This is a genomic window from Bacillus sp. NH11B, from assembly GCF_001884205.1.
GTDB lineage: Bacteria > Bacillota > Bacilli > Bacillales > Bacillaceae_G > Bacillus_A > Bacillus_A proteolyticus.
In genome coordinates this window covers 1-14,239 of record NZ_MAOG01000056.1, presented here as the reverse complement: position 1 = coordinate 14,239, position 14,239 = coordinate 1, and the positions used below count along the sequence as shown (strand labels likewise).

At 32.4% G+C, this 14,239-nt stretch carries 12 protein-coding genes; 8 read left to right on the top strand and 4 right to left on the bottom strand.

What is annotated here, in order from left to right; genetic code table 11:
- Positions 1-538: 538 nt before the first annotated feature.
- A complete protein-coding gene (locus BAU27_RS09165; RefSeq protein ID WP_071770695.1) occupies positions 539-2,629 on the top strand; it encodes a right-handed parallel beta-helix repeat-containing protein in 2,091 nt (696 codons plus the stop codon).
- Between the two features lie 216 nt (positions 2,630-2,845).
- Positions 2,846-3,508: an IS6 family transposase gene (locus BAU27_RS09160; protein ID WP_139254630.1), complete on the top strand. Its 663-nt coding sequence runs from the start codon at positions 2,846-2,848 to the stop codon at positions 3,506-3,508.
- Between the two features lie 324 nt (positions 3,509-3,832).
- Here the strand turns inward: BAU27_RS09160 and BAU27_RS09155 are convergent, their stop codons facing one another.
- Positions 3,833-5,179, bottom strand: coding sequence for a SpaA isopeptide-forming pilin-related protein (locus BAU27_RS09155; protein ID WP_071770694.1), 1,347 nt, complete (start codon positions 5,177-5,179; stop codon positions 3,833-3,835).
- A gap of 643 nt (positions 5,180-5,822) precedes the next feature.
- On the opposite strand from BAU27_RS09155, the gene BAU27_RS33340 reads away from it, so the two are divergent.
- From BAU27_RS33340 to BAU27_RS09135, 4 genes are all read left to right on the top strand, one after another.
- The gene (locus BAU27_RS33340) at positions 5,823-5,945 is read left to right on the top strand and encodes an alcohol dehydrogenase catalytic domain-containing protein (RefSeq protein ID WP_116733509.1); all 123 of its coding nucleotides are present in this window, start codon (positions 5,823-5,825) and stop codon (positions 5,943-5,945) included.
- 93 nt (positions 5,946-6,038) lie between these two features.
- Positions 6,039-6,605, top strand: coding sequence for a zinc-binding dehydrogenase (locus tag BAU27_RS09150; RefSeq protein WP_071770693.1), 567 nt, complete (start codon positions 6,039-6,041; stop codon positions 6,603-6,605).
- A gap of 499 nt (positions 6,606-7,104) precedes the next feature.
- Positions 7,105-7,503: an IS200/IS605 family transposase gene (tnpA, locus tag BAU27_RS09140; protein ID WP_070142913.1), complete on the top strand. Its 399-nt coding sequence runs from the start codon at positions 7,105-7,107 to the stop codon at positions 7,501-7,503.
- Between the two features lie 11 nt (positions 7,504-7,514).
- Positions 7,515-8,627 carry an RNA-guided endonuclease TnpB family protein gene (locus tag BAU27_RS09135; protein WP_071770692.1) on the top strand — a complete coding sequence of 371 codons (1,113 nt, stop codon included), beginning with the start codon at positions 7,515-7,517 and terminating at the stop codon, positions 8,625-8,627.
- Between the two features lie 973 nt (positions 8,628-9,600).
- Here the strand turns inward: BAU27_RS09135 and BAU27_RS09125 are convergent.
- Positions 9,601-10,545 carry a tyrosine-type recombinase/integrase gene (locus tag BAU27_RS09125; protein ID WP_071770691.1) on the bottom strand — a complete coding sequence of 315 codons (945 nt, stop codon included), beginning with the start codon at positions 10,543-10,545 and terminating at the stop codon, positions 9,601-9,603.
- Between the two features lie 532 nt (positions 10,546-11,077).
- Positions 11,078-11,392, bottom strand: a complete 315-nt coding sequence (locus tag BAU27_RS09115; protein WP_071770690.1) for a hypothetical protein — start codon at positions 11,390-11,392, stop codon at positions 11,078-11,080.
- A gap of 238 nt (positions 11,393-11,630) precedes the next feature.
- Between BAU27_RS09115 and BAU27_RS33205 the strand changes: the two genes are divergently transcribed.
- Together BAU27_RS33205 and BAU27_RS09110 are read left to right on the top strand one after the other, a co-directional pair.
- Entirely contained in the window at positions 11,631-11,762 is a 132-nt protein-coding gene (locus BAU27_RS33205; RefSeq protein ID WP_257208285.1) for a hypothetical protein, read from the top strand.
- A 70-nt stretch (positions 11,763-11,832) separates the two neighbouring features.
- A complete protein-coding gene (locus tag BAU27_RS09110; protein WP_071770696.1) occupies positions 11,833-12,066 on the top strand; it encodes a hypothetical protein in 234 nt (77 codons plus the stop codon).
- Positions 12,067-12,373: 307 nt separating this feature from the next.
- Here the strand turns inward: BAU27_RS09110 and BAU27_RS09105 are convergent, their stop codons facing one another.
- Positions 12,374-13,261: a VanZ family protein gene (locus tag BAU27_RS09105; protein WP_279626830.1), complete on the bottom strand. Its 888-nt coding sequence runs from the start codon at positions 13,259-13,261 to the stop codon at positions 12,374-12,376.
- Positions 13,262-14,239 lie beyond the last annotated feature (978 nt).

Here is a 14,239-nt window from a genome sequence, read left to right as displayed (position 1 = left end):
ATTAGAGTTCGATAGAACTCTTTACTTAGGAATCCCCCTCTTCTAAACGAAGTGAAAGTGGGGGTAGTTCAAGGACAATTGGTACGATAATATCAATTGTTTCATTGGGCGTTGCAGTTATAAAGTTGCTTTAAAAAACAGCCATGAATTAATAACAAAGAGTGAAATCGAAGAAAAACGTTATCAGATAAACATAGATTTATCGTATTGTTTGAAACGGAATAAAAGCATAAAAAATGTAAGGATATTTATTGATGAGAATTTTTTTAATTCTTGAATAGCCACTTTACTCGGTGATGATTCCTGAGCTTCTAAGGTGAAGGCCTCGTTTAATTTTTCTAGAATATGCATTAATAATCAGTCCTTAATCTCTCTCCATTTTGAAATTATGGATGAAAAGGGGGAGGAGTGTAAATATGGAAATGAAAAAACGAAGCCTATGTATATGTGAAATGATTTTTATAACCGTCTCCTTTTAGGGGACGGTTTCTTTTATCAATGAATATACTATATTAAGAAATTTAAGAGGTGATAATAATTGGATTATTTAATTGAATTAAATCAGTGGGGCATAAAAGAAGGATTACCTACTAAACCCTATGTAGATGCAGATTATATACAAGCTGATAAGAATATCCAGGGGATAAACAATGCGCTACAATATGCAGCATCTAATAATTACTCTGAAGTTATTCTTCCAAAAGGCAATTACGCTCTATGTTATCCACGTGAGATTGTTATGGTTTCCAATTTAGATTTTAATTTAAATGGATCGACATTAAAAGTTATATACGATTCTAATAAAAAATCGCCATTTGACAATAGAACAACTACTGATTATTACAACTTCAAAGGAAATAGTATCGTATTTAGTAAAGTCACCAATTCTAATTTATTTGGTGGAACTATAATTGGGTGTAGGGACGACAGAAGTTTCTCTAATCCTTTAGAAGTAGCAGTGGAGAATACGTATGGTATTCTCTTTCAAAAAAGTTCAAATTATTGTTCTGTGAAAAATTGTAAGGTTCGCGATTATATGGGCGATAATATTTCATTTAGCTCAAACTCGATATTTGACTATGGAGAATTTGATCAAGGTCTTACTTTGAGTGCCTTAGATTACAACACTGGACAACCTATTACCTCTACGAATACACTCACAACAAAGATGTTAAATATACCTCAAGATTTAACACCAAAGATTACTTCCTTTCTTATAGCTGGAGCAGGATACGCTAGAACAACAAATTTAAATAGTAAAGACTTGGATATCTTCTTTTACGATAATAACAACAATTTCATAGGGGTTATGAAGAAAAGAAGAATCTATACAGATATTTCAATCCCAGTTAACGCAATGAAATTTAGGCTTCAATTTTATAATGAAAACAATGTAAATAAGAATCTGCAATATACAATTATGTTTGGTGGTATCCCTCACCATAACACTGTTGAAAAATGCGAGGTTTTTAATGGGCATAGGGGTGGTATCACTTTAGGGGGGAATTACAACGAAGTTATAAATAATAAAATCCGCGATAATGGAAAAGGATTGGTTAGGTTTTTGGATGGAAAATCTATTTTCAACAATCCAACTCGTTATTCAATAAACATGGAAGATTCATACGGAGCAAGCTGTACCATAAAAGATAACGAAATTTACGGCAGTTATCACGGTATTTTAGTTGGTTGCTATGATGTCTTAATAGAACATAATCACATTTACAATATAGATTACCTAGCGATTAATCTTTATTCTTTAATGCATGCAACTATTAAGGATAATTTCTTATACAACTGTCAAAATAACATTGGACTCATGACTTCTAATTTTAGTACGGCGTTTGTGAATATTATAGACAATAGTTTCACAGGTGGTAATATGAATTTAACTAATGATTCGTATAGGGTTTCTTTATCTAACAATCAATACGTAAACCCTGATTTCGTTGCATTGGGAGATAATTGCACATTTGATAATAATTATATTATTTTTACAGAAAATTCGACTACCACACCATGGATAAAAGCAAACAAAATAAGCAACTGTACCTTTAAATCGGTTTTAACACAAAGAGAGATGACGTTTAAAGTTAAAGAATATGATAGCTGTAGATTCGAAAATTTACGAGTCAGATCAGAAAATCCTAATACTCAAACTGTAGACGTTTGTGAGTTCACAAGGTCAGAACTTCTTAATTGCGAGTTGAGAAATCATTTGTTTAGTGGGCGTCCAATGAATATTAGAGTTACTAAATCAAAACTTATAGATACAACTTGCGAAGTTGGTATTACAAATGTGGATAATCAAGTACCATACACTTCACTGGAAGACTGTGCTATCTCCATTAATACGAAAAATAATTTATTCTTATCTGATACAAATCGTCCATATACAACTTATATAGTAGAGAAATGCAATGTTACTATTAATAATCCAGCATTCGCTGCTTTCTTAGCTTCAGGAGCAGCAGCGGGAGTAAACGAGTTAATTTTAAAAGACAATGGATTTGTTTATACAGGAACAGCACCATTGAATTTAAAATATTACACAAATAAAAATCATATTCGTAACTTCATCAATTCGAATAACACCTTTACAAATATCAATTTACCTGCTGTGAATTAAAGCTGGCTCTTTCGAGTCAGCCCGTTTTTATTCTACATCCACCAATTCATTAAGTTTAAATTCTGTATTCAATCCAAATGAAGGTTCTGGTGCAAAAACTTCAAGGTAATTACAAGTAATCTCTAAAACTTGGACATACTGATACTATTACTCTAAAAGGGTGTGATCGGTATGGAAAAGAAAAATTGGTTCAAATGGAAGCACTATTAGCCTGATATTATCTTATTAATAGTAAGATGGTACCTACGGTATAACCTAAGTTTTCGTGATTTGGTGGAAATGATGGAGGAACGTGGTTTATCCATTTCTCATACAACGATTATGCGTTGGGTTCATCAGTATGGTCCTGAATTGGACAAACGAATCCGACGTTACCTCAAACAAATAAATGACTCTTGGAGAGTCGATGAAACATATATCAAAGTAAAAGGTCAATGGATGTACCTGTATCGTGCTGTTGATTCGAACGGAAACACAATCGATTTTTGCCTAAGCAAAACAAGAGATCATAAGGCTGCAAAGCGCTTTTTCAAGAAAGCTTTGCGGTCTTTTCATGTTTCAAAGCCACGTGTGATAACAGTCGATAAGAATCCAGCTTATCCTATAGCAATTGAACAGTTAAAAAAAGAAAAAAGCATACCTAACGGTATGCGACTTAGACAACAAAAGTACTTGAATAACATAGTAGAACAAGATCATCGCTTTATAAAGAAGCGAATCCGTTCTATGCTAGGCCTTAAATCTTTTGACACAGCTACATCCATTCTTTCTGGAGTAGAAGCCATGCATATGATTAAAAAAGAACAGATTGCTTTACGGAGCCAGTCTGCACAAAATCAAAAAGAATTTATCCATCAATTGTTTGGACTTGCAACATAAGATACGATTCCGTTAGGAATATATATGCTTTATTCCCTTGTGTTTTATTTTTGCACCAGAACCCAAAACAGAAGTCTTAAACTAGACTCCTGTTTTTCGACGTGAAGTGAATTACAAAAATTATTTATGGTTTCATAATAGTTAATGGAAAATACTTCATCTAATTTGATAGTAAGAAACTTTGTAACAGAACCTTTTTTAATAGTTGTACATTCAGAAAGCGCTTTCATTTGTAATAGTAGTTATAATCTACATTTTTTACAAAACATTTCTTAGCATATTTAGCTTTAAGCATTGGTAACAAACCTTTATTGTTTATAGATTTTAACCATGATATTTTCGTATTTTTAATATATAGATTCCTAAAATAATAAATCCTAGTCCTACAAATGGGGTCGTTGGAAGCTTTGTTCCTGCTGATGGCAGGTAATGCTTTTCTTTACTTGCAAGATCCTTTTCTTCTGTGTGCTTTTTACTTTGTGTATCATAAGATTGTTTAGCATTTTCATATGTAGCATGCACTTTTTTGATTTCTAGGTCACTTTTTATTTTTCGATTCTTGATTTTTATTTCTGCTATCTCGCCAGTGTTTACTTCTAATTTTTTTATTGTAGGATCAAGTACATATCCCTCTGGAGCTTGAATTTCTTTTATAACATACGCATCAGTAGGAAGGTTATTTAATGTAGCAATTCCATTCTCAGCTGTAGTGATTTCTTTTATGAAATTCCCATTTTCACTTACAACCTCAAACACAGCCCCTTTTAAGACTTCTCTATTTTCTCCGACCTTCATAATTTTTAAAGATCCTAACATTTCCCATTTTACTACTATATCTGCACTGCTTTTCTCGCTCGTTCTTGGTAATAAGGCAGTTGTATTTTGAACCCTTTGTTGTCCATCAAAGATAACTGCTTGTAAACTCTGAAATTTTGTATTTACTCTTAACTTGAAATTTCCACTTGGTGTGTTTTTCGGAATCAGAACTTTAAAATTTTCCTTGATAGAGAATTCATTCTTTTTTTCACCTTGTTCATTTATAATTTGAACTCCTTCTGGTGCATCCTCAATTTGAACGGAATATACTCCAGATACTGCATTTGATTGAACCATATATAAATTTGTTTCAAAATAGTCTCCATTTTTTTCTACAGTTTGTTTTCCATTAGGTATTATATTCAAATATGTTTCCTGCACTTCAGTACCTTTAGAAGCTTTTTCTACCAGATGTTTTACAAGGTTATATATCTGTTGGTTTTCTGTTTTTGAATCGGCGAGTTCAATTTTTTTAGATGCAATCCAGATAGCTAATTGAGTTGCATAGTAGGCTTCCTCTTTTGTAGAAACCCCTAATTCTGCTGGCGTTTTTTGAGGGTATCCATAAAGTAAGACACGATATACAAAATCATCCTCTTTTCCAATTTCAGAAAGGTTATCTCCATTAGGTGAATTCAACTCAGGTGATAAACAATACGCAACATCTTTTGATGACGTTCTTAGAAAGTCTGACTTTACCTTTACTTCAGTACCTTTGAATTTAATATAATTCCAGTTCATTTGAAATTTTTCTTGATGTATTATCTCGGCTGCTGCTTGTGGCATAGAAACTCCTAGCAACATAATGATTAAACTTATAATTCCAAACCATTTTGTTAACATCTTGCGGTTCATTTCATTCCCACCATTCATCAAATTTTTAGGATAAATCCTACATATTAATTGTACCTGTTGTAAAAGTGAGTTTATTTTAATTATTCAGAAAATTTAGGGCATAAATAAAGATTATGTTATAGTATCATATATTCTGATGATCTTTATTGTTTAATTGAGTTCATGATATTTGTTAAAGATATTACTTAAAGTACTGGCGTAAATATTATTTTATATTATTAAAAAATGATTCGAAAAATCAATTTTTAAAGCGTGATTTATGTATCAAAAAATAAATACACTTAATAATCTACCTATGAAATAGATGTTTCCTCTATTCCATCTTCTTTCACAAAACGCATATCTGTATTTTCAGAAATTTCGGCTATATTTATATTTATTATATTTAGAAAGTATATGGCTTGCAATCTAAAATTTCATGCAATATTGCATGAAATTTTAGATTTTTTTATGTTATATTATTAAATTGGTTTTGTTAAAAAGTTTGAAAAGAATTGTGTACAATCGGTTCGGAGGCCCAGAAGTTCTTGAAATTCAGGAAACCCCCATTCCCCAAGCAAATAAGGGAGAAGTACTTGTCAAAATATTTGCCACTTCCATCAACGGAGGTGACTTAAATGTATGAAAAGGTACAGCCAGTAAGATAACTAACGTACTTTCAAAATTCCCTAAAACCATTGGTCAAGATGTAGTAGGGATAGTGGACAAGTTAGGACCTGATGTCACGGACTTCAAGGTTGGTGGTGTGGGGAAATACTACAACTAATACCAATGCTACAGCTGAATATGTTGTTATAAACGTAAACAAGCCCTCGTTAATGCCATCTCAAATGTCTCCAATAGAAGCTGCAGCATTGCCTTGTGCAGGAGTCACAGCTCTAATTGCTCTAGTGATAAAGGGAACATAAAAGCTGGTGATCGAGTCCTTATACGTGGAGCAGGAGGTGTCGGTATTTTCGCCATACAGATTGCAAAAGCACTTGGAGCACATGTTACAGTCCTCGCTTCAAAAACTACCATGGATGCAGTAATAAACTATGGTGCGGATGAAGTATTCGACTATCGCAAAACATCATCTGAAGAACTCGAGTTGTTTGATACAGCAGGAAAAGATCTTAAAGCATTTAGAAAGAAACTTAAACCAGATGGAAAATTGCTCACAATTGCATTTGATGCTGAAAAACCAATAAGAGGTCTATTCAGTGTTCTTCTTTCTGCACGGTACGGACAGCACCGAACCCGTTTGGTAATTGCGTTTCCTAATCGCAAAAACTTCACACACCTTGCACAGTTGGTCAATAATGGTGATATATTTCCCGCCATCAATTCCATCTATCCAATGGAGCAAATTGTTGAAGCCCATCGACATGCTGAAAATCGTGGTATCTTAGGAGAAATTATTATTATTACCATAGCTCAGTCTTAATTCGTGTCTTCCGCTAACGGGAATTATGTAAATACGAAACCCCTTCAGCAAGTAAGCTGAAGGGGTTTTTTCTAGATATATTGAATACCGATAAGTGGGGTTATGTAAACTTTTAATATGGTTTTTAATCTCTGGACAGGATTAAAATTATTTATACAAACTAATCCCTTATCTATTATAGATAAGGGATTAGTTTAGTTTTGTTGTATGGTATAAACAAAATTGAGTGTCATAATATAGTGTAACATGAATATTTATGTGTTTTTTAAATTTTATTTATTCTAAATAAACAAAAAGAATTAGTATGATACTAGTTCTTTTTGTTTGTAGATCCATATTTAACGAATTCCTCGAAAGAATTCTCCTTCCTCAAGCGCGTGAAGGGCGTAGCCCGGCGGTAGGTGGGAGATGAATTTCGGTTTGGCGTAGCCAAAAGGATTTGCTTTTTATTTTGCCTCTGATATAATCAGTCTTATAAAATATAAAGGTTGGTATATCAATGAAATTAGATAGCAATAATCATTCAGTGTTCTTGTTGTATTATCATCTTGTGTTGGTCGTAAAATACAGAAGAAATGTGTTCGATGATGATATATCAGACTATGCAAAAGACATGTTTGTCAGGTTATCCGAGAATTACAACATAACACTGATAGAGTGGAATCATGATGTAGACCATGTTCATATTTTGTTCAAGGCACATCCGAATACAGAAATGACAAAATTTATTAATGCTTATAAAAGTGCAAGTTCTCGACTAATCAAGAGAGACTTTCCACAAGTGAAAAAGAAACTTTGGAAAGAGATGTTTTGGTCAAGAAGTTTTTGCTTACTAACTACTGGTGGTTCGCCAATAGACGTAGTAAAGAAATATATTGAAAATCAAGGTGAAAAGTGAGGTGAAATGATATGACAAAGCATAATAAAGCATATAATTTCCGTTTGTATCCAACAGAAGAACAAGCATATCTTATGCGTAAAACCTTCGGTTGTGTACGTTTCGTGTATAACAGAATGTTAGCTGAACGAAAAGAAGCGTACGAAAAATATAAAGACAATAAGGAACAACTAAAGAAACAAAAGCTTCCAACTCCCGCGAAATATAAAGCAGAATTTGAGTGGTTAAAAGAAGTTGATTCATTAGCTTTGGCAAATGCTCAACTAAACTTGCAAACTGCCTATAAGAATTTCTTTAGTGGTCAAAATGACTTTCCAACATTCAAAAGTAAAAAAGACAGAAAGTCTTATACAACGAATGTAGTAAACGGAAATATTATGTTGCTTAATGGTCATATCAAATTGCCAAAACTGAAAATGGTACGTATCAAACAACATAGAGAGATACCACAAGATTATATGATCAAGTCATGTACGATTTCTATGACACCTACTGGTAAATACTATGTGTCCATCTTGACTGAATACGAAAAAGAGATTGTACAAAAAGAAGTAGAAACCGTTGTTGGATTAGACTTTGCGATGGATGGATTATACGTTAGTTCTGAGGATGAGAAAGCCAATTATCCTAAGTTCTATCGTGAAATGTTAGACCGATTAGCAAAGGCACAACGAGTATTATCAAGAAGAACAAAAGGTTCTATTCGTCAGAATAAACAACGTATCCGTGTAGCTAAGTTACATGAAAAAGTAGCGAACCAACGTAAGAATTTCCTTCATCATGAGTCTAAAAAGTTAGCTGCTAATTTTGATATTGTAGCTATTGAAGACCTAAACATGAAAGGAATGTCGCAAGCACTTCATTTTGGAAAAAGTGTTGCTGATAATGGGTGGGGTATGTTCACTTCTTTCTTAGCTTATAAACTAAATGAACAAGGAAAACAACTTGTGAAAATAGACAAATGGTTTCCTTCCACAAAAACATGTAGCAGTTGTGGAAATGTAAAAAATATGACATTGTCTGAACGAGTCTATTCTTGTATATGCGGTGTAAATCTCGATAGAGATTATAACGCAGCTATCAATATCAAAAATGAAGCAATACGCCTATTAGCGTTAGCATAAATAGCAATAAAATAACCTTTGGAGCAAGGGAGTTAGCTCGGCTGTCTTAAGACGAATTCGTTAGCTATCAAAAGTAACGACTAACCGAGAAGCCCCCACTTCAAACAGTCCGTTAGGACGTTAAGTGGCGGGTAGTTCACGTGCTTTAATTTGATGTTGATGTGATGGAACCTCAAGTATGTAGAAATTAAAAAAAGTCCCTTAATAAGGCTAAAGGGACTTTGCTCACACAAATGATCTGCACATCAATTCACTTTTGATATACAGATCATTTGTATGATAATTTTTATAAATAATTGCGGAATAATGAATTTACATTACTGCTTTTAAAAGTTCTTGTACAAATGGAATGATTCCACCTACAAATTTTAAAACTGCCATTGCGATTGCCATATTATTTCCTCCTTTTTTTCGTATTATGATGTGGTGAATCTTTATATCTTTACTATAGTAAGCGCTTACATTTATAACAATACATTTCTATATGCAATATTACATATTTGTACGTTTAGACAAAAATTATACCTCTATTAATCATTCCTTAATGGTATCATAGCGAGGTGAGAGTCTTTAAGGGTTCTCCTTAATAGGAGGAAACGGATATGGAAAGAGTGCAAGCGATTATTGACAGTAATCTGAAATACAAGAGTTGGGTTAAACAGGTACTAGCTGTAGGCGGAATATTAGGGTTCTGCTACTTGGTATTATATGTTTTATGTTTCTTATTTGCTATGTAAATACTAGATAACTACACTAGTGGAGTCTTGCCTACAGAGGTAAGGCTCTTTTGTTGTATCTGAGGTGAATTTTTTTTGGAGGTACTCCAAAATATTGGGTTGATGGGTATGATAAGGTGACCCCTATTAGAATTAGCACCAATAAAATGTGAACTTCGTACGTTAGACGATTCCTCACATAGAAAAAGCCGATTTCCTGTACGCTAAGGGATAATCGGCTTTTAAGATGAATAGGTCTAATCGATGTAATCATAATATCTTTTTAATGAAAGTTTAGATTTAAAACCTACCTGTTTTATAATTTGCCCCTCTAAAACTTCATTTTCGATTAGCCGTAAAATGAAGGTATTCCGTAGATGTTGTGCTGAAATTCCTTTTCGTAAATTCGCTCTTTCAACTTCAAGTCGAATCATTTTTTGAACAGCAATTTCTGTTAAGGCTTTTGGAGCATCGTTGTCATATGACCAATGATAAGTTTTTCGAGTAAAATCGTATGCTACGAATAGTGGATCATTGCTATGATATTTTGGACGAACAGGTTCAGGAATAGTTATATAATAGTTACATAATCGCTTTTTATCATCTTCAGATAAAAGAACCGTCTTCTCTATACCCACTATTCCTGGTACTGAGATCGTATTTTTTTCAAAATGAACATGCTTCATCTGTAAACCTACAAGTTCTTTTAAGGACAAACCATTATTAATGAGTAAATGCACAATAACAATGTTACGATCCATAAGTACTGGACGAGCGGAGCGTTGTTTTTCTGTTAATCCTTCTAATGAAGTTAATATGTACTTTAGCCGTTTTTCTTCTTCTTTAGAAATAAAGTCTTCATCACGTAACGCCCGATTAGGCTGAATCATGAGATTCATATCTTCTAATGGATTAGGTTGGCCTAAATATTGATAAAGTCTACTTAGGACAATATAAACACGATGTATCGTTTTATCAGAGTAATTTCGTTGCTTCTTTAAATCATTAAAATACTCTTCATAACCCTCGGTACTAAGTGTCGTCCATATATTGCATAAGGGAAGCTTTTTTGATTTTTGCAACCACTGACCAAAATCTTCAATATCATAAACATATCGTTTAATTGTGGAAGGTTTTCTTCCTTTATCTAATAAGAAAGAAGAAAAATGCTGTATTGTGTCTTGAAATTCTTTTGTTGGCATAGCCTTATCATCCTAATTTTTTCTTTTAGTATATCAAATTTTGAAATTAGCTTTACTTACACTACGTAATACATACTGAATTTATGTAAATATTTCTCGATATTATATTATTGCTATATGAGCTATAATATAAGTAATTCTTTTTATTATTTATATTTTGTTATTTTCTGTTGCAGAATCCTTATTATAAGGATTCCTTTTTTGTATCAAAAATCTCCAAAGAAAAAAGATAAAATCGGGAACACAATCTTATCTTTAGTACAAGGAGAATACAAAAGGGATTACTATCTTATTTATATTATATTGTTTTTTGTTAATTTTTTATATCAAAACCATAAATAACAGTTATACCTATATTGAAAAATTTATTACAAAATTAGCTATAAATGATTAAAGAAGTGAATGTAAACTTTTATACAAAATTTCACATTTTAGAAAGGTAAAAAGAGCCCAATTAATTTGGGACTCTTTGTCGTTTTGGGTAATTCTAAATTCTTAAGTTGATGGATGTGAGTACCCCTATAAAAAACAATTATTTACGACGCCTTCTCTTTGCTTTTTTACGCTGATTTGTATGACTATATTTTTTTATATGAGTACTTCTGTTCTTCGTATAATTAGGTAACTTACATATAAGAACAGTAATTGCACAAAAAATGAAAAATATAAGGTTTGCAATCATCCAAAGGTTAATATCATAGTCATATAGCTTACTAAAATACTTTTTGTCACGAGTAATATGACTTACGTTACTGTCAATTGCTTCGAGGGTGTAAGGAATAATCCAAAAGGAACCAATTAATATAACAATTGTTCCAAGAATGAAACTGAGTATATGTTTTATCAAGTTCTATTCTCCTTTAATTATGTTACGTCAGTAAGCGTGATATCTTCTTTTTGTAAAACTCCCCAAAATGTGTATCTTTCTAATTCAGGAGTGGCACATATCATCAGTCGCAAATAACAAATAATAGACAATTAATTTTATAAAAAATGTTGATAAAATGCACTCTTCTATTTTTGACACAATCAATAAAATAATTCATCTTTATATATTATTTTATTGATTGCACGGGGTGAAAAACATGCAAAGCAAAGAAGAAATAATAGCGTTTTCGTTAACGGCAGGATTAGTTATACCTGCTGTGGCATTATGTGATGTAGGTCATGAAGAGGAAAAAGGACAGGTTATTTCTGATTTACCATTTGAATATTAATAGGGTTTCCATAGACTCCTGGGTGCAAAGTGAATATGAAGTAGATTGGTATTATGTCAAGGGGATACTTATGTTTGACCCATCTGCTCCTTGTGATAATAATAGCCCTTGGTTGAAGATAGACGGTAGATGGTACTTATTCAACCCTGGTGGAAAGCAAGTTAGGAAAGAAGGTTGGGAACAGTCGTCTGCTAATGGGAAATGGATGTATTGGATTCCTGGAAATTATGGACTTGCAACAAATGAATCAAGGGTAATTGACGGGGTAACATATTACTTTGATAGTAATGGTTATATGAAATAAAAATGAAAGCATCCATTCGGGTGCTTTCATTTTTATTTTGTAGAAATTACACAATGAATGTGAAACTGAAGAAAATGGACATTTGATAAGGTTATAACATACATGTGTATAGGAATGGCTATTTTAGGCGCTGCTGTGATTGGTTTATCGTCTTATTTGTTGTTAAGGGATGATAAGGGGTAACAAAACAAACGAACACAACGAACAAAAAACACCTGAGACTATAGCCCCAGGTAAGTTTGTACAATTTGTAGTATTAAACCAGAGATTTAATCCGCTAGTATCTAAACTAGTGGAATTCAATTCATTATTTTTTCCATTCTGTAAGCTTGACATCCCATAGCAATGCATCTGTATCAATAAATTTAATACTAAGTTCATTTGCTTTAGCCAACTCTATCTTAAAGGAACTTGTGGATGTAGATATGCTTTCTTCAGAAAATCGAATGGTTTGTACATCTTTTCCATCAATAGAAAAAATTATCTTACCGGAATGTTTACTCGCACTATCAGGGATACCGAGATATCCCGAAAGTTTTGCATACTTACCTTTTAGCAAGTATTTAAATTGCTGAGAATTTGTCCCTTTACTACTAAACATATTTAATTTAGGTTCAATTTTTTTATGAGCCACTTCAAAGCTGTTAACATTCGGTACATATCCAGTACTTTCCGTCAGTTGATTTAGCGCTATAACGGTTCCATTTTTTGGGGATTGTTGTTCCTTTTCTAATGATTTATTAATTTCACCTACAACTACAAGTACTCCTAATGTCAAGATAAATGCTATTACACCTGTAATAATAAAGTTTTTCAAAGTATTATTAGAGCGAAATCCTATTTTATAGGCACAAAATCCTATCGTAGCACCCATTGCATTCACAATTACATCATCAATGTCAAAACCACCAAGAAAAGTAACCATTTGTAGTACTTCTAGTATAAGAATAGAAATACAGAATGAAGTAATAAATCTAATAAAGCTACAACGATATAACATAGGAATTAATACCCCAAAAGGTATGAATGCTGTTAAATTTCCAAAATTAAAAAACCATAGATTAAAATCTTCTCTATCGACCATATTTGGCAAGCTCAAAGGAATACTACTCGGAATTAACTGGAATTCATATTCATGGTTAATATATTTTAATCCCAATCTATCGAAACCAAGGAACATAAAGTAGAGAATCAGAACGGAATATAGTCCTAATATTGCGAGGGTAATGTTACGATGTTTTCCTTTGATAATAAAACCTCCTATTACTAATAATTGTTCGTATTGATAATTTCACAAATTCTCATATTTTAAATATAACAATAAAACTATGTTGGCGTAAGTAGTAATTCGGTTCTGTTGCAAAGTTTTTAAAAGTAAGCTAATCCTTTTACGAAAAAAGGTCCTGTTGTCTCCAACAGAACCTTTCCTAAAATGGAAAAGAGTAACTCTTACCTTACTCTTCTGCTATATAATACACAAAAAACGTATAGCTGTGTATAACAATAAATCCTAATGTAAACATTCGAATAAGGTGTTTAAAAGCATTTTATCAGTATTGCTTTTGAACTTGGTTTAGTTATCACGATACTTCAAATGTTTCTTTCCATTTTAGTAACAGCAATTATTGTTATCGTGATTAGCATAACAGCAAGTTATAAGCTTATTAATACTGAGCCTGCTGAGGCACTAAGAAAGTAAAAAATTCATTAGGGGTACCGCTACATGCCCATCGAGCTAAAATTTTGAAATATACCAAAAGTGAAAATTTTATATCTCTACAGTTATTTATGGGGAATTCAGCTCGTTTTTTTGTTTTTGTGATGATTTATTACTTGTATGGGGCTTATAAGGGACTATTCAGTGTGGATCGGGAAAATTTAACTACCATATAAAGTGATAAAGTGATAAAGTGTTAGTTGCTGTGCATGTTATTATAAAAAAGAGATCCTTCCCAAATGATGTTTGTAATAGTTTAGCTTATACGATTTTAGGAAATTAATAGCATTTTATACCGCTATTATTTACCTAATTTCCAAGAAATAGAGGTGATTGTAGGTGACTAAACCTTTTAAAAAAAATAGTCGTTATATGGTTGGATTAGACAGTCTAAGGGGCCTAGCTATACTAGGTGTTATTTTGTATCATATTAATTTTAATTGGATGCCTGGAGGA

Excerpts from the sequence above, each read along its gene's own strand:
- BAU27_RS33205 (WP_257208285.1), top strand. The coding sequence starts at position 11,631 with ATGCAAAGCAAAGAAGAAATAATAGCGTTTTCGTTAACGGCAGGATTA.
- BAU27_RS09125 (WP_071770691.1), bottom strand. The coding sequence starts at position 10,545 with ATGCCAACAAAAGAATTTCAAGACACAATACAGCATTTTTCTTCTTTC.
- BAU27_RS09135 (WP_071770692.1), top strand. The coding sequence starts at position 7,515 with ATGACAAAGCATAATAAAGCATATAATTTCCGTTTGTATCCAACAGAA.
- BAU27_RS09155 (WP_071770694.1), bottom strand. The coding sequence starts at position 5,179 with ATGAACCGCAAGATGTTAACAAAATGGTTTGGAATTATAAGTTTAATC.
- BAU27_RS09110 (WP_071770696.1), top strand. The coding sequence starts at position 11,833 with ATGTTTGACCCATCTGCTCCTTGTGATAATAATAGCCCTTGGTTGAAG.
- tnpA (WP_070142913.1), top strand. The coding sequence starts at position 7,105 with ATGAAATTAGATAGCAATAATCATTCAGTGTTCTTGTTGTATTATCAT.